Below are 19341 nucleotides of genomic sequence, written 5' to 3' on the forward strand. Positions count from 1 at the left end.
CCATGGGCGCCTCCAAGCTGAGCACGGTTCTGGCCGCTGCCAAGGCCGCGGACCGGGCCGCGCTGATCGGCTACCTGCCGGCCGGCTTCCCCACCGTCGAGGGCGGGATCAAGGCCGTCAACGCGCTGGTCGAGGGCGGCTGCGACATCGTCGAGGTCGGCCTGCCGCACTCCGACCCGGTGCTGGACGGCCCGACCATCCAGACCGCCGACGACATCGCGCTGCGCGGTGGCGTGCGGATCAAGGACGTGCTGCGCACCGTCCAGGAGGTGGCCGGTGCCCACCCCGAGGCGGCGGTGCTGGTGATGACCTACTGGAACCCGGTGGACCGCTACGGCGTCGCCCGGTTCGCCGCCGACCTGGCCGCGGCCGGCGGCGCGGGCGTGATCCTGCCCGACCTGCCGGTGGAGGAGTCCGCCGAGTGGCGCGCGGCGGCGGGTGAGCACGGGCTGGACACGGTCTTCGTGGTCGCGCCGAGCAGCCGGGACCAGCGGCTGGCCGAGGTCACCGCGGCCGGCAGCGGCTTCGTCTACGCCGCCGCCGTGATGGGCGTGACCGGCTCCCGGGCGCAGGTCGGCGAGTTGGCCGAGGACCTGGTCGCCCGCACCCGGGCCGCGACCGACCTGCCGGTCTGCGTGGGCCTGGGGGTCTCCACGGCGGCGCAGGCCGCCCAGGTGGCCGGCTTCGCCGACGGCGTGATCGTCGGCTCGGCCTTCGTGCAGCGGATCCTGGACGCCGACGGGGACGAGGCGGGCGCGCTGGCGGCCGTCCGCGCGCTGGCGGCCGACCTCGCCGAGGGCGTGCGCAAGCGCTGAACCTTGCTGCCTGACGGCCCGTCACCCCAAGTGGGTGGCGGGCCGTCGGCTTTCCTCGGCCCGTACGGGTGAATCGACACGGCCTGACGTGTCATCGGGTTTGTCGGGCCGTTGCACCGGGTGCTCCGTGGGGAATGGTTCGGGTCGCTGCCCTTCGTGTACTTCTCCACCATCCGGGATCGACGAGAGGGAGGTGCCGCCGTGGTCGCCCTGCACCGTGGCGTCCTGCTCAGGGCCGTTGCCGCCGCCCTGGTGCTGGCCGCGGCGTTCGGCGGGGAGCACGCGGTGGGCCACGCACTGGCCAAGCGCGGCGCCGAGCTGGCGGCCCGGCAGAACGGCACCAGCGGCGCGCCGCAGAGCCCCGGCGGGATCGCCAAAAGGGACAGATGACCTATCCTCACCCATTCGGGTGAATGGGGCGAGATTGGAGTAAGCGGCAGAAATCCCCTACGGTTCATCAGGAACTCCGGCGGGCGCGGTGCCCCCGTGGCGGACGTCTGATGAGGGGGTGGGCCGGATGGCCGGGAGCGAGCAGGTCGTGGGGCGGCGGTTCGCGGTGGCGGCCCCGTGGATCAGCACGGTGGCCCGGTTGGGGCTCGCCGTGGTCTGGGCCTGGGCGGGGCTGGCGAAGATCTCCGATCCGGCGGTGGCGGCCCAGGCGGTGCGCGCCTACCGGATCCTGCCCGAGGGGCTGGTCAAGCCGGTCGGCTACGGACTGCCGTTCCTGGAGATCGGGTTGGCGCTGCTGCTGGTGATCGGCCTCGGGGTGCGGATCGCCGCGGTGATCTCGGTGATCCTGCTGCTGACCTTCATCGCCGCCATCGCCTCCACCTGGGCCCGCGGCATCGCCATCGACTGCGGCTGCTTCGGCGGCGGCGGAGCGGTGGCCGCCTCGCAGACGCAGTACCTGCAGGAGATCCTGCGCGACATCGGCTTTCTGCTGGTGGCGCTCTGGCTGGTCGTCAGGCCGCGCTCCAGGGTGTCGGTGGACTCCTGGCTCGCCCTCTGACGGCGCTGCGCCCGATGGTCCCGCGCCCGATGGCCCCGTGTCCGATGGTCCCGCGCCCCCGACCGGCATCCCGACTGGCTCCAAAACCCCTGGAAGCAAAAGAACATGAGTGAGAAGAACCGAGAAGGCAAGCGCACGGCCCGCGAGCGGATGCGCGATGAGCGGGCCGCCCAGGAGGTCAAGGACGCCCGCAGGAAGAAGCTGATCGTGCTCGGCTCGGTGCTCGCCGTCCTGGTGCTGGGGGCGGGCATCGGCGTGGCGGTGCAGAGCGGCCGGTCCAGTTCCTCGACCCCGAAGGCCGCGCCGGCCGGCGCGATCGGCAACAAGAACCTGGTGATCCCCGACGGCCCGGCCAACGCGCCCTCCACGCTGACCGTCTACGAGGACCCGAGGTGTCCGGCCTGCGGCGCCTTCGAGCGTGAATTCGCGCCCACCGTCGACCAGTTGCAGGACCAGGGCAAGCTCTTCGGCAACTACCACATCGTCTCGTTCATCGACCGGCACGACAATGGCAAGGGTTCCAAGAACGGCGCCAACGCGCTGGCCTGCGCCCAGGACTCGGGCTACTTCCGGGCCTACCACGACGTGCTCTACCGCAATCAGCCGGACGAGACGGTGGACAGCTGGAAGGACAAGTCCAAGCTGATCGACCTGGCCAAGCAGGTCCCCGGGCTGGACTCGCCGAACTTCGAGGCCTGCGTCAACACCAACAAGTTCGGCGGCTGGGTCTCGGCGGTGGAGGAGGACTTCGACAAGTCCGGCTACAGCTCCACCCCCACCGTGCTGCTCAACGGCAAGCCGATCTACCCGAAGAACGGCAACGACGAGATCACCCCGGACAACCTGGTCAAGTGGGTGAACGAGGCCAACCAGGGCAAGCAGCTGGGCACCACCGGCAGCGCCTCGGCCAGCCCCGCGCCGACCAGCACGGCCGCCGAGACCGACCCGAACCAGCCGCCGGCCAGCCCCGGCAGCTGAGGCAGGCCGGACCCGCGCCGGCCCGCACCCCGCCGCCCCGGGGTGCGGGTCGGCCGTTTCCGAACCGGTACCCCCGTCGGTGCTGGTCCGGAGGTCACGAGGCGGTAGCGTCGGAGGCGCCATGGAATTCGCTTACATCCCGAGCCCGTCGCGGGGCGTCATCCACCTCGGACCGATCCCGCTGCGCGCGTACGCCTTCTGCATCATCATCGGTGTCGCCGTCGCCGTCTGGCTCGGCAGCAAGCGCTGGGTCGCCCGTGGTGGCGCCAAGCACACGGTCGGTGACATCGCGGTCTGGGCGGTGCCGTTCGGCCTGGTCGGCGGTCGCCTCTACCACGTGATCACCGACCACCAGCTCTACTTCGACCCGGGGCAGAACCCCTGGAACGCCTTCAAGATCTGGGAGGGCGGCCTCGGCATCTGGGGCGCCATCGCGCTGGGCGCGGTCGGCGCCTGGATCGGCTGCCGCCGCCGCGGAGTGCCGCTGCCGGCCTACGCCGACGCCATCGCGCCCGGCATCGCGCTGGCCCAGGCCTGCGGCCGGTGGGGCAACTGGTTCAACCAGGAGCTCTACGGCAAGGCCACCACGCTGCCCTGGGGCCTGCACATCCACAAGGTGAACCCGGACGGCACGGTCACCGACGGGATCTTCCAGCCGACCTTCCTGTACGAGTCGATCTGGTGCGTCGGCGTGGCCTTCCTGGTCCTGTGGGCCGACCGCCGCTACAAGCTCGGCCACGGCCGGGCCTTCGCGCTCTACGTCGCGGCCTACACGGTGGGCCGGGCCTGGATCGAGTACCTGCGGATCGACGAGGCGCACCACATCCTGGGCCTGCGGCTCAACGACTGGACCTCGATCGTCGTCTTCCTGGGTGCGGTGGCCTACCTGGTGATCGTCGGCAGGAAGCGGCCCGGGCGGGAGGCGCCCGACTCGATCGACCCGGCCGCCCGGCCGGTGCCCGTCGAGGGCGAGCCGGTGGCGGACGCGCCGGCGGAGCCGGAGCTTCCGGGTGACGCCGGTGGCCCCGAGGCGGCCGGCGGCGGCGCCCAGGCGTCCGAGGAGAAGCGCCCGACCCCCTGACCCGCCCTGTCGAACGGGCCCCGGAGTGCACGCACTCCGGGGCCCGTTTTGCTGCCCCGCTCGACAAAGCCGCAGGTCAGCGAGGTAAGCCAGGGCTTGCTTGCTGGAAAACGTCAGATCATCGGGCTACGTTCGAGGCGTGAGAAGCCCTGGCGGCAGCACTGGTCTCACGGCTCTTCGCCGTGCTCGGACGCAGCCTGGCAGGGGGGAGCAGCAACAGGAGGGCGCACCACCATGTCCGTGACCATGACCAAGCCCGTCGTCGAGGAGCCCGCTCAGCCGAGGGTGCCGGCCGAGGGGCACCACCGCGACGTCAACGGCGGCTGGCTGCGCCCCGCGGTCTTCGGTGCGATGGACGGACTGGTCTCCAACCTCGCGCTGATGACCGGTGTGGTCGGCGGCGCGGCGGCCAACAGCACGGTGATCCTCACGGGCCTGGCGGGGCTGGCGGCCGGTGCCTGCTCGATGGCGGCGGGGGAGTACACCTCGGTGGCCTCGCAGCGCGAGCTGGTGCTGGCGGAGATCGAGGCCGAGCGGATCGAGCTGCGCCGCAACCCGGAGGGCGAACTCGCCGAGCTGGCGCAGGTCTACATCTCCCGCGGGGTCGAGCCGGAGCTCGCCCGCGAGGTGGCCCGGCAGCTGACCCGCGACCCGGAGCAGGCGCTGGAGGTGCACGCGCGCGAGGAGCTGGGCCTGGACCCGCACGACCTGCCCAGCCCGCTGGTGGCCGCCGTCTCCTCGTTCGGCTGCTTCGCGCTCGGTGCGCTGCTGCCGCTGCTGCCCTACCTGCTGGGTGCCACCTCGCTGCTGCCGGCGCTGGTCCTGGCCGTGCTCGGCCTCTTCCTGTGCGGTGCGGTGGTGGCCCGGGTGACGGCCCGCAGCTGGTGGTTCAGCGGGCTGCGCCAGCTGGTGCTGGGCGGTGCCGCGGCCGGCGTGACGTACCTGCTGGGCGCTCTGATCGGCGGCCACGTGGGCTGACCGTGTGTGGAAAATCACTCAGGTGACTGCATAATCATGCAGGATTCCCTGCTGCGAGGCGCTGGCGACCATCGGTCCAGCGCCTCGCGTCGTTCCCGTGGGGCGGAATCGCAGGCGGGCGGTGGTGCGGTGGTGGTCGGCGGGATGTCGCCCCTGTTTCAGGCGCCGGAGCCCGGGGCACACTGGTGAGGCACGCAGCCGCCGGGAAGACGATTTCCGGGCGCGTGACTACTGGCCGGTAACGGCCCCTGAGCTGGGACTGTGTCCGCCATATGGACGCCAGATTCCACTTCCCGGGATTTGCCGCATCATGTAACCTGCACGAAATCGCAGAGGGCCAACGTCGTCCCTGTTGCACCACCGCTCCCCTGGCCATCGGCCGGGTGGATGCCCCTCATGCCAAGACGACGACGGGAGAGCCGATGCTGTCTGCATCCATGCACTCCGCCAACGAGCCCCAGGGCAGCAGCCGCTCCCCGTACGCGCTCGTTCCGGATGCGCGACCTGCAGCTCAGGGCCTGTACGACCCACGAAACGAGCACGACGCCTGCGGCGTCGGCTTCGTCGCCACGCTGACCGGCATCGCCGACCACACCATCGTCGAGCAGGCGCTGACCGTCCTGCGCAACCTGGAGCACCGCGGCGCCACCGGCGCCGAGCCGGACTCCGGGGACGGCGCGGGCATCCTGACCCAGATCCCGGACGCCTTCCTGCGCGCCCGCACCGCCTTCGAGCTGCCGGCCGCCGGCGAGTACGCGGTGGGCATCGCCTTCCTGCCGGACGAGGACGCGGCCGACGCCGCCGCGGTGGCGCAGATCGAGCGGATCGCCGACGAGGAGGGCCTGACCGTCCTCGGGTGGCGCGAAGTCCCCATCGCCCCCGACCTGTTGGGCGCCACCGCCCGCTCGGTGATGCCGCGCTTCCGGCAGCTCTTCCTCGCGGCAGCGAGCAATGAACAGAGCCTCGCGGCAGCGAGCAATGGGCAGAGCCTCGCGGCAGCGAGCAACGAACAGAGCCTGGGCGGCGAGCGCAAGGCCGGCCTCGCGCTGGACCGGGTCGCCTTCGTGGTGCGCAAGCGCGCCGAGCGCGAGGCCGGGGTGTACTTCCCCTCGCTCTCCGCCCGCACCATCGTCTACAAGGGCATGCTCACCACCGGGCAGCTGGAGCCGTTCTTCCCCGACCTGTCGGACCGGCTCTACGCCTCCGCGATCGGCCTGATCCACTCGCGCTTCTCCACCAACACCTTCCCGAGCTGGCCGCTGGCCCACCCGTACCGGTTCGTCGCGCACAACGGTGAGATCAACACCGTCCGGGGCAACCGGAACTGGATGCAGGCCCGGGAGTCGCAGCTGGCCACCGACCTGATCCCGGCCAACCGCAACGGGCAGGACCTCAGCCGGATCTTCCCGGTCTGCACCCCCGACCACTCCGACTCGGCCTCGTTCGACGAGGTCCTGGAGCTGCTCCACCTCGGCGGCCGTTCGCTGCCGCACTCGGTGCTGATGATGATCCCGGAGGCCTGGGAGAACCACGCCACCATGGACCCGGCCCGGCGCGCCTTCTACCAGTACCACTCCAACCTGATGGAGCCCTGGGACGGCCCGGCCTGCGTCACCTTCACCGACGGCACCCAGATCGGCGCCGTGCTGGACCGCAACGGCCTGCGCCCGGCCCGGTACTGGATCACCGAGGACGGCCTGGTGGTGCTCTCCTCCGAGGTCGGTGTGCTCGACCTGGCGCAGGAGAAGGTGGTCGAGAAGGGCCGGCTCCAGCCCGGCCGGATGTTCCTGATCGACACCGAGCAGCACCGGATCGTCACCGACGAGGAGATCAAGTCCGAGCTCGCCGCCGAGCACCCCTACGCGGAGTGGGTGGCGGGCGGGCAGATCCAGCTCTCCAAGCTGCCGGAGCGCGAGCACATCGCGCACACCCACGCCTCGGTGACGCGCCGTCAGCAGACCTTCGGCTACACCGAGGAGGAGCTGCGGGTCATCCTGGCGCCGATGGCCAGGACCGGTGGTGAGGCGCTCGGCTCGATGGGCACCGACTCGCCGATCGCCGCGCTCTCCGAGAAGCCCCGGCTGCTCTTCGACTACTTCATCCAGCTCTTCGCCCAGGTCACCAACCCGCCGCTGGACGCGATCCGCGAGGAGCTGGTCACCTCCCTGCTGAGCAACCTCGGCCCCGAGGGCAACCTGCTGGCCACCGAGGCCGCCGCCTGCCGCTCGGTCGGCATGCCGTTCCCGGTGATCGACAACGACGAGCTCGCCAAGCTGATCCACATCAACGCCGACGGCGACCAGCCGGGCCTGAAGGCGGTCACGCTCTCCGGTCTCTACAAGGTCTCCGGCGGCGGCGAGGCGCTGGCCGCACGGCTCGCGGCCATCGCGGCCGAGGCGGACGCGGCGATCGCCGACGGCGCCCGGATCCTGGTGCTCTCCGACCGCCACTCGGACGCCGAGCACGCACCGATCCCCTCGCTGCTGCTCACCTCCGCGGTGCACCACCACCTGATCCGCACCAAGCAGCGCACCCGGATCTCGCTGCTGGTGGAGGCCGGCGACGTCCGCGAGGTGCACCACGTGGCGCTGCTGATCGGCTACGGCGCCAGCGCGATCAACCCCTACCTGGCCATGGAGTCGGTCGAGGACCTGGTCGCCCAGGGCACCTTCCTGACCGGCGTCGAGCCCGAGAAGGCGATCCGCAACCTGATCAAGGCGCTCGGCAAGGGCGTGCTCAAGGTGATGTCCAAGATGGGCATCTCCACGGTCGCCTCCTACCGCGGCGCCCAGGTGTTCGAGGTGATCGGCCTCTCCCAGGAGACGGTGGACGCCTACTTCACCGGCACCACCAGCAAGCTCGGCGGCATCTCGCTGGGCGAGATCGCCCGCGAGGTGGCCGCCCGGCACGCCAAGGCCTACCCGGCCTCCGGGATCCCGGCCGCGCACCGCGCGCTGGAGATCGGCGGCGAGTACCAGTGGCGGCGCGAGGGCGAGCCGCACCTGTTCGACCCGGACACCGTCTTCCGGCTGCAGCACGCCACCCGCAGCCGCCGCTACGACATCTTCAAGCAGTACACCGAGCGGGTGAACGAGCAGTCGACCCGGCTGATGACGCTGCGCGGCCTGTTCAAGCTGGACGGCCAGGGCCGCCCGCCGGTCCCGCTGGAGGAGGTCGAGCCGGTCTCCGAGATCGTCAAGCGCTTCTCCACCGGCGCGATGTCCTACGGCTCCATCTCGATGGAGGCGCACGAGACGCTGGCCATCGCGATGAACCGGCTCGGCGGCAAGTCCAACACCGGTGAGGGCGGTGAGGACCCGGAGCGCCTGTACGACCCGGCCCGCCGCTCGGCGATCAAGCAGGTCGCCTCCGGCCGCTTCGGCGTCACCTCCGAGTACCTGGTCAACGCCGACGACATCCAGATCAAGATGGCCCAGGGCGCCAAGCCCGGCGAGGGCGGCCAGCTGCCCGGCCACAAGGTCTACCCGTGGATCGCCACGACCCGGCACTCCACCCCCGGCGTCGGTCTGATCTCGCCGCCGCCGCACCACGACATCTACTCCATCGAGGATCTGGCCCAGCTGATCCACGACCTGAAGAACGCCAACCCGGCCGCCCGCATCCACGTGAAGCTGGTCTCCGAGGTCGGCGTGGGCACGGTGGCGGCCGGCGTCTCCAAGGCGCACGCGGACGTGGTGCTGGTCTCCGGCCACGACGGCGGCACCGGCGCCTCCCCGCTGACCTCGCTCAAGCACGCGGGCGGCCCCTGGGAGCTCGGCCTGGCCGAGACCCAGCAGACCCTGCTGCTCAACGGCCTGCGCGACCGGATCGTGGTGCAGACCGACGGCCAGCTCAAGACCGGCCGCGACGTGGTGATCGCCGCGCTGCTCGGCGCCGAGGAGTTCGGCTTCGCCACCGCTCCGCTGGTGGTCTCCGGCTGCATCATGATGCGGGTCTGCCACCTGGACACCTGCCCGGTCGGCGTCGCCACGCAGAACCCGGTGCTGCGCGAGCGCTTCTCCGGCAAGCCCGAATTCGTGGTCAACTTCTTCGAGTTCATCGCCGAGGAGGTCCGCGAGATCCTCGCCGAGCTGGGCTTCCGTTCGATCGAGGAGGCGGTCGGCCACGCCGAGCACATCGACGCCACCGCCGCCGTCGACCACTGGAAGGCCGCCGGGCTCGACCTCGCCCCGCTGCTGCACGTCCCCGAGCTGCCCGAGGGAGCGGCCCTGCACTGCACCACCGCGCAGGACCACGCGCTGGACAAGGCGCTCGACAACCAGCTGATCGAGCTGGCCGCCGACGCCCTGGAGCGCGGCGAGGCGGTCCGCATCCAGCTGCCGATCCGCAACGTCAACCGCACGGTCGGCACCATGCTCGGCCACGAGGTGACCAGGCGCTACCGCGGCGAGGGCCTGCCGGAGGGGACCATCGACGTCACCTTCACCGGCAGCGCGGGCCAGTCCTTCGGCGCCTTCGTGCCGCGCGGCATCACGCTGCGCCTGGAGGGCGACGCCAACGACTACGTCGGCAAGGGCCTGTCCGGCGGCGTGCTGGTGGTCCGCCCGGCCCGTGACGCGGCCGCGATCGGCGCCGACGCGCAGGCCCACGTGATCGCCGGCAACACCATCGGCTACGGCGCCACCGGCGGCCGGATCCACCTGCGCGGCAAGGCCGGTGAGCGGTTCGCGGTGCGCAACTCCGGCGCCACCCTGGTGGTGGAGGGCGTGGGCGACCACGGCCTGGAGTACATGACCGGCGGGCGGGTGCTGATCCTGGGCGCCACCGGGCGCAACCTGGCCGCGGGCATGTCCGGTGGCATCGGCTACGTGCTGGACCTGCGTCCGGCCAACGTCAACGGCGGCATGGTGGGCATCGAGGCCCCCGACGCGGCGGACCGCGAGTGGCTGCGCGAGACCGTGCAGCAGCACTACGAGGAGACCGGCTCGACGATCGCCGCCGAGCTGCTGGCCGACTGGGGCAGCGGGGTCTCCCGCTTCTCCAAGATCATGCCCACCGACTACAAGGCAGTGCTCGCCGCCAAGGACGCCGCGCAGCGCGATGGACTCTCCGAGTCCGAGACCACTCGCAAGATGATGGAGGCGGCACATGGCTGACCCCAAGGGCTTCCTGACCACCCCGAAGCAGCTCGCCGAGCGCCGTCCGGTGGACGTGCGGCTGCGGGACTGGAACGAGGTCTACGTCGAGCGCAGCCTGCTGCCGGTCATCAGCAAGCAGGCCGGGCGCTGCATGGACTGCGGCATCCCGTTCTGCCACAACGGCTGCCCGCTGGGGAACCTGATCCCCGAGTGGAACGACCTCGCCTTCCGGGACGACTGGTCCGGGGCGATCGAGCGGCTGCACGCGACCAACAACTTCCCGGAGTTCACCGGGCGGCTGTGCCCGGCGCCGTGCGAGTCGGCCTGTGTGCTGGGGATCAACCAGGACGCGGTGACCATCAAGAACGTCGAGGTCACCATCATCGACAAGGCCTGGGACAACGGCGGGGTCCGCCCGCAGGCGCCCGAGCGGCTGTCCGGCAAGACGGTGGCCGTGGTCGGCTCGGGCCCCGCGGGCCTGGCCGCCGCCCAGCAGCTCACCCGGGCCGGGCACACGGTCGTCGTCTACGAGCGGGCCGACCGGATCGGCGGCCTGCTGCGCTACGGCATCCCCGAGTTCAAGATGGAGAAGCGCCACATCAACCGCCGCATCGAGCAGATGCGCGCGGAGGGCACCCGGTTCCGCACCGGCGTGGAGGTCGGCACCGACCTCACCGGCCAGCAGCTGCGCGAGCGGTTCGACGCGGTCGTGGTCGCCGCCGGCGCCACCACCGCGCGCGACCTGCCGGTGCCCGGGCGCGAGCTGGGCGGGATCCACCAGGCGATGGAGTACCTGCCGCTGGCCAACAAGGTCCAGGAGGGCGACTACGTCGAGGCCCCGATCAGCGCCAAGGGCAAGCACGTCATCGTGATCGGCGGCGGCGACACCGGTGCCGACTGCCTGGGCACCGCGCTGCGCCAGGGGGCGGCCTCGGTCACCCAGCTGGAGATCATGCCGCGCCCCGGCGACGAGCGCCCGGCCCACCAGCCGTGGCCGACGATGCCGATGACCTACAAGGTCACCTCCGCGCACGAGGAGGGCGGGGAGCGCGTGTACTCTGTGAACACCACCCACTTCACGGGGGACGCGGACGGCAACGTCGCCGAGCTGCACCTGGTGGAGGTGGAGTTCAAGGACGGCCGATTCGAGCCGGTGCCCGGCACCGAGCGGGCCATCCCGGCGCAGCTGGTCACCCTGGCCATGGGCTTCACCGGGACGGACGTGAAGAACGGCCTCGTCGAGCAACTGGGCGTCGAGCTGGACGCGCGCGGCAACGTGGCCCGTGACGGCAGGTTCGCCACCAACGTGGAGGGTGTCTACGTCTGCGGTGACGCCGGCCGTGGTCAGTCGTTGATCGTGTGGGCGATCGCCGAGGGCCGCTCGGCCGCTGCCGCGGTCGACGCCCACCTCGGCGGCAAGAGCCCGCTGCCCGCCCCGATCCGCCCCACCGACCGCCCCCTGGTGGTCTGACCGCTGCCGGTCCGACCGCCCCCGAAGAGCCATACCGGGAAAAACCCTCCCGCACACCGCCCGCTGCTTCCAGCGGGCCGCACCACCCGCTGACCCGCCAGAGCCGCCGGTCCCTCAGCGGAGCACTAACGACGGCGCCTGCCCACTCCCCGACCAAGTTGCGGGCAGGTGCCGTCGGGTGCTGTCCGGACCCGCCCGAAGGTGCCCGGCGTCCTGCGCTCAGGGCGTGGGCGAGCCGATCGGGCCGCCGGGCTGGATCGGGGTGCGGGCGAGGGCGGTGCCGGTGGCCGCGTCCAGGACGTCGCGGGTGCCGAGCGGGTGGCTGAGGCGGAAGGTGACGGGGGCGATGAAGGCGTTCGCCGGGCAGAGGCCGCTGCCGGTGTGCGGGGTGTAGCGGCCGAGGAGGACGACGGCCGTGTCCGTCTCGTAGACCTCGCCGGGCAGCGGCTGGCGGCAGCCGCCGCCCTCCTGGTGGGCGGTGAGGGTCAGGCCGTCCCCCGACACCGAGGTCCAGTCGGTCACGGCGGTCAGGCCGGCGACGGGCGTGCCGCCGGGCAGAGGGGTGGCGGGCGGGGCGCTGACAGCCGGGTAGCTGAACGGGGTCCCGTAGCCCTGGACGGTGAATTGCCAGGTGGGGATGGTCGCCGTGCCGCGGCTGGTGTCGACCTCGCGGGTGCCGGGCGTGACGGCCGTGACGACCAGCCAGCCGGTGCACTGGTGGCTCGGGCAGCCGGGGTTGCCCCCGCTGGGCCGGCCGGGCGGCGGTGCGCAGGACTCCGTGGACGCCGAGCAGGTCGAGGCCGCGGGCGGCTCCTTGATCAGCTGCGCGGCCGCCAGCAGCGGCAGCGTGAGCGTCGAGCCGTCCGCCCAGCGCACCGTGCCGGTCTCGGGGGAGTAGGGCAGGGCGGCCCGCAGGTCCAACTCGTCGTTCTGGTAGGCGAGGGCGTCGGCAGGGCTGTGGAAGCCGTCGGCCGGCAGCCAGACGTTCGGCACGGCCACCGGGGCGTAGCCGTGGTCCCAGCTGCGCGCCGACGGCGAGCCGGGCCAGGCCCGGGCCACCGCGGTGGCCCGGGCCAGCTGCGGGCCGCTCGGGCTGCCGGTCGCCGGGGGCAGGGTCACGTGGACCGGGACCCCGACGGGCCCGTGGGACGCGCCGGTGCTGCCGCAGCCGGCCAGGGCGGCGAGAAGCAGCAGCGCGGCGGGGAGCGACCGGAAGATGCGCCAGGTCATCGCGGAACTCAACTCCTTCGGGATAGCTGACGGTTCGTCGGGACCGCGGTTGGACGTCTGGGTGAACTCACAGGTTCCAGCCCGTGCTTTGTATCCGTGCGACATGGCAGACTGCGGCCCGGAACGGCACTTGGGGAGGAGAGGGCGATGAGCGCGGGCACCGGTCAGACCGGCGGTGGGGTGACGGTCCGCCGGCTGCTGCTGGGCTCGCAGCTGCGCCGGCTGCGCGAGGCCCGGGGCGTCAGCCGGGAGGACGCCGGCTACGAGATCCGCGCCTCCGAGTCCAAGATCGGGCGGATGGAACTGGGCCGGGTCAGCTTCAAGGAGCGCGACGTCGCCGACCTGCTCACCCTCTACGGCGTCAACGCCCCCGATCAGCGTGCCGAGTTGCTCTCGATGGTCCGCGCCGCCAATGCCACGCCGTGGTGGCACGCCTACGCCGACGTGGTGCCCGGCTGGTTCCAGACCTACCTGGGCTTCGAGGAGGCGGCCGGCACCATCTCCAGCTACGAGGTGCAGTTCGTCCCGGGCCTGCTGCAGACCGAGGAGTACGCCCGCGCCGTGATCCGGCTCGGCGCGCAGAACGCGCCGCAGGAGGAGATCGAGCGCCGGGTCGCGGTGCGGATGCGCCGCCAGCGGCTGCTGGCCGGCGAGAGCGGGCCGAAGCTGGTCGCCGTGATCGACGAGGCCGCGCTGCGCCGGCCGTGCGGCGGACCCGAGGTGATGCGCGGCCAGCTGGCCCGGCTGCTGGCGCTGGCCGAGCTGCCGCGGCTCGAACTCCAGGTGATGCCGCTGGGCTTCGACGGGCTGGTCGCCGAGAGCGGGGCGTTCTCGCTGCTCGGCTTCGACGAGCCGGACCTCGCCGAGGTCGTCTACCTGGAGCAGTTCACCACCGCGCTCTACCTGGACCGGCCGCGCGAGGTGGCCGAATACGTGGACGCCCTGGAGCGGTTGAGGGCCGACAGCCTGAGCCCCGAGCGCAGTCGCGCGCTTTTGGGCACTTTGCTCCAAGAGGCCTGACGTGTCAGTAGGATGATTCCCAGTCAGCCTTGAAGGGGAGTCAGGTGTCTCACTTTTCGGACCTCGCCCTGCAGTACATCGACGGCCAGTGGCGCCCGGGCAGCGGCTCCTGGGACATCGTGGACATCAACCCGTACAACGGCGAGAAGCTCGCGGTGATCACCGTGGCCACGGTGGCCGAGGTCGACGAGGCCTACCGGGCGGCCGAGCGCGCCCAGCGCGCGTGGGCCGAGACCAACCCCTACGCCCGTCGCCTGGTCTTCGAGCGCGCCCTGCGGATCATCGAGGAGCGCGAGCAGGAGATCACCGAGACGATCATCGCGGAGCTCGGCGGCACCCGCCTCAAGGCTGCCTTCGAGCTCTCGCTGACCAAGGACATGCTGCGCGAGGCGATGCAGCTGGCGCTGCGCCCCGAGGGCCGCATCCTGCCCTCGGCGGTGGACGGCAAGGAGAACCGCGTCTACCGGCTGCCGGTCGGCGTGGTCGGCGTGATCAGCCCCTTCAACTTCCCGCTCTTCCTGTCGATGAAGCCGGTCGCGCCCGCGCTGGCGCTCGGCAACGCGGTGGTCCTCAAGCCGCACCAGGACGCCCCGATCGTCGGCGGCACCCTGCTCGCCAAGATCTTCGAGGAGGCCGGGCTGCCGGCCGGCCTGCTCAACGTGGTGATCACCGACATCGCCGAGATCGGCGACGCGCTGATCGAGCACCCCGTGCCCAAGGTCATCTCGTTCACCGGCTCCGACCGGGTCGGGCGGCACGTGGCCACCGTGGCCGCCTCGCACTTCAAGCGCTCGGTGCTGGAGCTCGGCGGCAACAGCGCGCTGATCGTGCTGGACGACGCCGACGTCGACTACGCGGTGGACGCCGCGGTGTTCAGCCGCTTCGCCCACCAGGGCCAGGTCTGCATGGCGGCCAACCGGATCCTGGTGGACCGCGCGGTGCTGGCCGAGTTCACCGAGAAGTTCGTCGCCAAGGTCGCCTCGCTCACGGTCGGTGACCCCAAGGACCCCGCCACCCAGATCGGCCCGCTGATCAACACCACCCAGGCCGACGCGCTCACCGCGCAGGTCGACCAGGCGCTCGCCGAGGGCGCCACGGCGTTGCTGCGCGGCAGCACGGTGGGCACCCTGATGTCCCCGGCGGTGCTCACCGACCTGGCTCCGCAGGCGCCGATCCTGCAGCGCGAGCTGTTCGGCCCGGTCGTGCTGCTGGTGCCCTTCGAGGGCGAGGAGGAGGCGGTGGCGCTCGCCAACGACACGCCCTTCGGCCTCAGCGGCGCGGTGCACACCGGCGACCTGGAGCGCGGTGTGCGGGTGGCCAGGCGGGTCGAGACCGGCATGATCCACGTCAACGACGGCACCATCCACGACGAGGCGATCGTGCCCTTCGGCGGCGAGAAGAACTCGGGGCTCGGGCGGCTGAACGGCGAGTCCACGGTGGAGGCCTTCACCACGCTGAAGTGGATCTCGATCCAGCACGGGCGCAGCCGCTTCCCGTTCTGAGGGGCTGCGGGTCTGCGGGGCTGAGAAGCTCCGCGGGGCTGCGGGGCTGCGGGGCCGTGGGGCTGCGGGGCCGTGGGGCTGCGGCCCTCTGGGACCGGCCGGGTGAAAGCTGGCGAACCTGGACATACCATCACAGAAAGACGGATGGGAGGCCAGGCATGACCAAGCGACCGACGGGCAAGACGAACAAGCTGCGCCGCGGTACCCAGGAGCTGCTGGCGAGCCGCGGCATGGTGTCCGGCGCGGGCGCCAAGCCCCGCCCGTTCGGCCCGGTCCTGCACACCGGGACGAACGGCGGCAGCGGCGCCGTGGGCCACGGCACGTACGCGGCGCTGGCCGGCGAGGCACCCTTCAGCCACGGCGGGCGGCGGGCCCCGGAGGAGCGGGCCCACACCGGGGCGCAACCCGGCCACGCCGAGCTCAAGGGCCACCGGCACCGCGGTGCGGAGCGGCACTCGGCGCACTGACGCCGGCAGGCGCGGGCGAGCCGACTCACGGCCGCCAGGAGCCGGCACCCCGCAGGCGCGGGGTGCCGGCTCCTCATGCCTGGGCGGCGGGCTGCCCGAGCCGCGCCAGCACCGCCTCCAGCCGCTCGCCGAAGCGGCTCTCGGGCGGCGGGTCGGCCGGTTCGAGGCGGGCCCAGCAGCGGTCGCGCTCGTAGTGGTCCAGGGCGGTCACCGTGGCGTCCACCAGCCCGTTCAGCTCGTGCAGCTCCTCGGCCGGGTGGCCGGCGGGTGCACCGAGGCGGTCGGCCAGCTGTTCCAGCAGCTGCTCCGCGCGGACGATGCTCGCCTCCGGCCAGCGGGACAGCGCCACCCGCTCGCGCTGGGCGGCCAGCTCGTCCAGCAGCGGGGGAGGCGGCGGCGGGGGAGGCGGCGGGGGTGGAGGCGGTGGAGGCGGTGCGGGTGGTGCGATCACCAGCGCGACCAGTGCGCCCGCTGCGTACAGCCCGCCGACCACCGCCACCCCGACCGGGCCGAGCCCGTCCACCAGCGAGACCACCAGACCCAGCACGGCCCCGCCGCTGCCCGCGTAGTGCGCGCGGCTGCCGAACCAGGCCGGCAGCGCGCCGCGCCGGTCACTGGTAGCCACGGATCTCCTCGAAGACGCCGCCCAGCGAGCCGTCCGTCAGCGCGTCGAACAGCTTGCCGCCGGTGAGGTCGGCGATCCCCTGCAGCTGCTGCTTGGCGCCCTCGCCGAACAGGATCGGGAAGACCGGCACCGCCTGGCCCGAGGCCGGCAGCTTCTTGTAGAACGCCGTGAAGTCGTCCGCCGAGGCGCCCTCGTTGCTCTCGCCGTCCGTCATCAGCACGATCGAGGTGAACCGGTCGTCCTGCTCGGCCGCCTGCTGCTGGGCCAGGAGCTGGTAGGCCCGCTCCAGCGTGCTGTAGATCGCGGTGCCGCCCTCGGCCGTCAGGCTCTGCACATCGGCCGTGATCGCCGCCAGCGCCGCCTGCGGGGCGTCGGCCGGGATCTGGTGCGTGTGCTGCCACTTCACGCCGTCCGCGAAGGAGATCAGCGTGACCTCCTCGCGCTCCCGGAACCCGTTCGCCACCAGGTTGCCGCCGGCGCCCGTCAGCTGCTCCAGCGCCTGCTGCAGCGCGGCCAGCCGGGCCCCCTGCATCGAACCCGAGGTGTCCAGCACGTACGCCGTCCGGGACGGGCGGCGCAGCTGGTTCTGGTAGGCCGCCAGCAGTGCGTCCGCCACCGCCCGGCTGCCGGGGAAGGGCAGTTCGGGCCGCCGGTCGGCGCCCAGCCCCGGCCCCGGCGCCACTCCCGGGACCACCGGGCGCCGCTCGGTGACGTCCGACAGCTCGCGCTGGATCTCCGGGCGCAGCAGCTCGGTGGTCAGCCGGGAGAAGGCGTCCGCGGCTGCGGCGCCGGCCGAACTCAGCAGGGTCAGCGGGTAGTCGGCCGACACCACCCCGTCGGTCGGTCGGATCACCGTCAGCTGGCCGCTGGAGGGCAGCGTGCGGTTCAGCGAGAGCAGCACCGACTCGTAGTTCACCAGCGCGCCCACCTGCTCGCCCGAACCGCCCTGCGCCGTGCGCTGGTAGGCCTGGGCCAGCCAGCCCGAGGAGCCCGAGGTCAGCTTCTGCCCGGCGAAGAACGCGTGCAGCGCCGGGGCCGCCTTGGCCACGTCGTCCTGGGTCAGCGCCGCCTGCGCCCCGGAGAACGCGGAGGCCAGCGCGATCAGCGCGGACAGGCCCGAGTTGGACTGCGAGGGGTCCGCCATGCCGAAGGTCAGCATGCCCGCCGCCACCGCCGCGCCCACCTGCGACCAGGTGGTCCCCGCCGGATCCCAGCCCAGGGCGGTGAGCACCGAGGAGCGGACCCCGAGTGCCACCGGGGAGACCATCACCGAGGTGTCCGAGAGGAGCTTGCCGGCCGTGGTCGGGTCCAGGCGCAGGTAGCGGTTGGAGGCGAACCAGATCGCGTCGTAGTTCCCGTCCGCCTTGCCGCCGGCGACCGTCTGGGCGCCGTCCAGGGTGCCGGTGTAGCTGAGCGTGACGGTGACGCCGGTGGCCTTGCGGACGTCGTCCAGCACCGGCTGCATGTCCTGCAGTTCGCTGCCCGCCAGCACCCGCAGGGTGTACGGGGCGCCGGTGGGCGACGGCCCGGTGGGGCTCGGCGTCGCTGCGGTGGCCGTGCTGCGGGCCGGGCCAGGCTGCGGCTTCGCGCCCCCGCCGCTGTCACATCCGGTCGTCGCAGCGGCCAGGCCCAGCGCCAGCGCGCCGACCAGCCGGCGGCGGGTGAGCCTCGAAGGTTCCTGGCTCATCAGTTGCCACCTCCTGCCGGGGAGGCCGCCGCCACGATCTTCTGCAGGATGTCCGTGGTCGGCGGCGGTGGTTGGGAGCCGAGCGAGGTCAGGCCGGCGAGGAAGCCCTGGGCGTGCCCCTTGGCCTTCAGGGCCGCCACCATCGCCTGCGGATCGGCGGTGGGCCGGAACCCGTACTGGGCCTCCAGGCTGATCAGTGCCGGGTCGTTCAGCAGCGCCTGGGCGAGCGCGTCCGCCTTCGGCGTCAACTCCACCACGGTGTGGTCACTCGTGATGCCGATATCCGGATAGAGCACCACCATGTCGCCGGGCAGCTTGCCCTTCATCGCCTGTTCGGCCACCTCGGACTCGTAGGTCCAGCTCAGCGGCTTGCCGGTGCCGGCCACGAAGTCCCGGAACAACTGGTCGCTGCTGGCGAGCAGGGCGCCCTGATTGGCCATCAGATAGCGCAGAAGCGATGCGGTCCGGTCGATTCCGCTCTGATCCGACACCACCTGGTCACCGTTGGCCAGGTAGGACATCACCGCCAGGTAGAGCGAGGCGGAGGAGGAGGTGTTCGGGTCGGTGGTGGCGATGTAGATCTTCCCGGCGAGGTCCGGCGGCGGGGTGGCGCCCTTCAGATCGCCCCAGCCCAGGTGCTGTTGGACGTCCGTCAGGTACTGCGCCATGTGGAAGGTCCAGACGCCGTCGGCGTCCGGCGACGCGAGGCCCACGCCCTTCAGGAACTGGGCGGTCTGCTGGTGGGTGACCACCACCAGCGGGGAGTAGAACGGCCGGACCGGGGTGGTGGTGATCGGGGTGCCGATCGCCTTGGCGGCCACCGAACTGGCCGGGATCACGAAGTCGTAGGCCGAGCCGGGCGGTGGACCGGAAGCCGGGCCCAAGGCCGCGCCGGGCGGCTCGGCCCTGGCCTCGTCGGCCATCTGCCAGGAGCCCGAGGTGCGCACCGAGACCGCCAGCCCCTTGGCCCGCAGGGCCTGCCGGACCTGGTCGGAGGTGAAGAAGTCGCTCTTCTCGGAGCCGATCAGGCCGGTGAGCGCGATGGTGCCGGCCGTGGCCGACGATTGCGGGCCGGGCTTGGGCGGCCGGTGCTGCTGCTGGACCAGCACCAGGACACCGATCACCAGCCCCAGTGCCACGATGAGCCCGAGCAGCCGTCGTCCCATGGCGCCCCTCCCCGTTCCCCGTCGCCACCCCGGGCCGTCGCGGCTCGGGTGCAGAGCCTCCCGCCGGGGGTCGAGCGCCGGCCGACGCCTCGGTGAACCAGGGGTGAACAGGCCTTCACGGATCCGCATCCGTGGCACCGCCGACGCGGCGGCCGTTGGCCGACCGCGGATTCGATCACGCAGGGTCGCGTTGCGTCGGAAAGTTCAACGAAG

At 72.3% G+C, this 19341-nt stretch carries 15 protein-coding genes; 11 read left to right on the plus strand and 4 right to left on the minus strand.

The window, feature by feature from the left end:
- Positions 1-2 precede the first annotated feature (2 nt).
- The 8 genes from trpA to OG294_RS29870 all read left to right on the plus strand — a co-directional run bounded on the left by trpA (position 3) and on the right by OG294_RS29870 (position 11431).
- Entirely contained in the window at positions 3-815 is an 813-nt protein-coding gene (gene trpA / locus OG294_RS29835; RefSeq protein WP_327069647.1) for a tryptophan synthase subunit alpha, read from the plus strand.
- A gap of 201 nt (positions 816-1016) precedes the next feature.
- Positions 1017-1205, plus strand: a complete 189-nt coding sequence (locus tag OG294_RS29840) for a hypothetical protein (RefSeq protein ID WP_327069648.1) — start codon at positions 1017-1019, stop codon at positions 1203-1205.
- Between the two features lie 127 nt (positions 1206-1332).
- Positions 1333-1824 carry a MauE/DoxX family redox-associated membrane protein gene (locus OG294_RS29845; RefSeq protein WP_327069649.1) on the plus strand — a complete coding sequence of 164 codons (492 nt, stop codon included), beginning with the start codon at positions 1333-1335 and terminating at the stop codon, positions 1822-1824.
- Positions 1825-1929: 105 nt separating this feature from the next.
- Positions 1930-2802, plus strand: a complete 873-nt coding sequence (locus OG294_RS29850) for a DsbA family protein (RefSeq protein WP_327069650.1) — start codon at positions 1930-1932, stop codon at positions 2800-2802.
- Between the two features lie 121 nt (positions 2803-2923).
- Positions 2924-3883 carry a prolipoprotein diacylglyceryl transferase gene (gene lgt, locus OG294_RS29855; RefSeq protein ID WP_327069651.1) on the plus strand — a complete coding sequence of 320 codons (960 nt, stop codon included), beginning with the start codon at positions 2924-2926 and terminating at the stop codon, positions 3881-3883.
- A 246-nt stretch (positions 3884-4129) separates the two neighbouring features.
- Positions 4130-4861 carry a VIT1/CCC1 transporter family protein gene (locus OG294_RS29860; protein ID WP_327071716.1) on the plus strand — a complete coding sequence of 244 codons (732 nt, stop codon included), beginning with the start codon at positions 4130-4132 and terminating at the stop codon, positions 4859-4861.
- Positions 4862-5298: 437 nt separating this feature from the next.
- Complete coding sequence (gene gltB / locus OG294_RS29865; protein ID WP_327071717.1) at positions 5299-9978, plus strand: glutamate synthase large subunit; 4680 nt, start codon at positions 5299-5301, stop codon at positions 9976-9978.
- Complete coding sequence (locus OG294_RS29870) at positions 9971-11431, plus strand: glutamate synthase subunit beta (protein ID WP_327069652.1); 1461 nt, start codon at positions 9971-9973, stop codon at positions 11429-11431. The genes gltB and OG294_RS29870 overlap by 8 nt, the downstream gene beginning before the upstream one ends.
- A gap of 219 nt (positions 11432-11650) precedes the next feature.
- Here OG294_RS29870 and OG294_RS29875 read toward each other — a convergent pair whose 3' ends face one another.
- Positions 11651-12661: a hypothetical protein gene (locus OG294_RS29875; protein ID WP_327069653.1), complete on the minus strand. Its 1011-nt coding sequence runs from the start codon at positions 12659-12661 to the stop codon at positions 11651-11653.
- Positions 12662-12808: 147 nt separating this feature from the next.
- On the opposite strand from OG294_RS29875, the gene OG294_RS29880 reads away from it, so the two are divergent.
- The 3 genes from OG294_RS29880 to OG294_RS29890 all read left to right on the plus strand — a co-directional run bounded on the left by OG294_RS29880 (position 12809) and on the right by OG294_RS29890 (position 15650).
- Positions 12809-13681 carry a helix-turn-helix domain-containing protein gene (locus OG294_RS29880; protein WP_327069654.1) on the plus strand — a complete coding sequence of 291 codons (873 nt, stop codon included), beginning with the start codon at positions 12809-12811 and terminating at the stop codon, positions 13679-13681.
- Between the two features lie 44 nt (positions 13682-13725).
- Positions 13726-15183 (plus strand): aldehyde dehydrogenase family protein, encoded by a 1458-nt coding sequence (locus tag OG294_RS29885; RefSeq protein WP_327069655.1) that lies wholly within the window; start codon positions 13726-13728, stop codon positions 15181-15183.
- A 158-nt stretch (positions 15184-15341) separates the two neighbouring features.
- Positions 15342-15650, plus strand: coding sequence for a hypothetical protein (locus tag OG294_RS29890; protein WP_327069656.1), 309 nt, complete (start codon positions 15342-15344; stop codon positions 15648-15650).
- Between the two features lie 73 nt (positions 15651-15723).
- Here the strand turns inward: OG294_RS29890 and OG294_RS29895 are convergent, their stop codons facing one another.
- From OG294_RS29895 to OG294_RS29905, 3 genes are read right to left on the minus strand one after another with little or no spacing between them, the layout of a single operon-like run.
- Positions 15724-16275 (minus strand): hypothetical protein, encoded by a 552-nt coding sequence (locus OG294_RS29895; RefSeq protein ID WP_327069657.1) that lies wholly within the window; start codon positions 16273-16275, stop codon positions 15724-15726.
- The gene (locus OG294_RS29900) at positions 16262-17962 is read right to left on the minus strand and encodes a VWA domain-containing protein (RefSeq protein ID WP_327069658.1); all 1701 of its coding nucleotides are present in this window, start codon (positions 17960-17962) and stop codon (positions 16262-16264) included. Before OG294_RS29900 ends, OG294_RS29895 begins: the two co-directional genes overlap by 14 nt.
- Complete coding sequence (locus tag OG294_RS29905) at positions 17962-19128, minus strand: hypothetical protein (protein ID WP_327069659.1); 1167 nt, start codon at positions 19126-19128, stop codon at positions 17962-17964. The genes OG294_RS29900 and OG294_RS29905 overlap by 1 nt, the downstream gene beginning before the upstream one ends.
- Positions 19129-19341: the final 213 nt, after the last annotated feature.

Origin of the sequence: Kitasatospora sp. NBC_01302 (assembly GCF_035976515.1) — a bacterium.
In the GTDB taxonomy this organism is placed as follows: Bacteria; Actinomycetota; Actinomycetes; order Streptomycetales; family Streptomycetaceae; genus Kitasatospora.

What these genes read in the sequence shown, in the direction of transcription:
- trpA (WP_327069647.1), top strand. Translation starts at nt 3, where the DNA reads ATGGGCGCCTCCAAGCTGAGCACGGTTCTGGCCGCTGCCAAGGCCGCG.
- OG294_RS29845 (WP_327069649.1), top strand. Translation starts at nt 1,333, where the DNA reads ATGGCCGGGAGCGAGCAGGTCGTGGGGCGGCGGTTCGCGGTGGCGGCC.
- OG294_RS29850 (WP_327069650.1), top strand. Translation starts at nt 1,930, where the DNA reads ATGAGTGAGAAGAACCGAGAAGGCAAGCGCACGGCCCGCGAGCGGATG.
- lgt (WP_327069651.1), top strand. Translation starts at nt 2,924, where the DNA reads ATGGAATTCGCTTACATCCCGAGCCCGTCGCGGGGCGTCATCCACCTC.
- OG294_RS29860 (WP_327071716.1), top strand. Translation starts at nt 4,130, where the DNA reads ATGACCAAGCCCGTCGTCGAGGAGCCCGCTCAGCCGAGGGTGCCGGCC.
- gltB (WP_327071717.1), top strand. Translation starts at nt 5,299, where the DNA reads ATGCACTCCGCCAACGAGCCCCAGGGCAGCAGCCGCTCCCCGTACGCG.
- OG294_RS29870 (WP_327069652.1), top strand. Translation starts at nt 9,971, where the DNA reads ATGGCTGACCCCAAGGGCTTCCTGACCACCCCGAAGCAGCTCGCCGAG.
- OG294_RS29875 (WP_327069653.1), bottom strand. Translation starts at nt 12,661, where the DNA reads ATGACCTGGCGCATCTTCCGGTCGCTCCCCGCCGCGCTGCTGCTTCTC.
- OG294_RS29880 (WP_327069654.1), top strand. Translation starts at nt 12,809, where the DNA reads ATGAGCGCGGGCACCGGTCAGACCGGCGGTGGGGTGACGGTCCGCCGG.
- OG294_RS29890 (WP_327069656.1), top strand. Translation starts at nt 15,342, where the DNA reads ATGACCAAGCGACCGACGGGCAAGACGAACAAGCTGCGCCGCGGTACC.
- OG294_RS29900 (WP_327069658.1), bottom strand. Translation starts at nt 17,962, where the DNA reads ATGAGCCAGGAACCTTCGAGGCTCACCCGCCGCCGGCTGGTCGGCGCG.
- OG294_RS29905 (WP_327069659.1), bottom strand. Translation starts at nt 19,128, where the DNA reads ATGGGACGACGGCTGCTCGGGCTCATCGTGGCACTGGGGCTGGTGATC.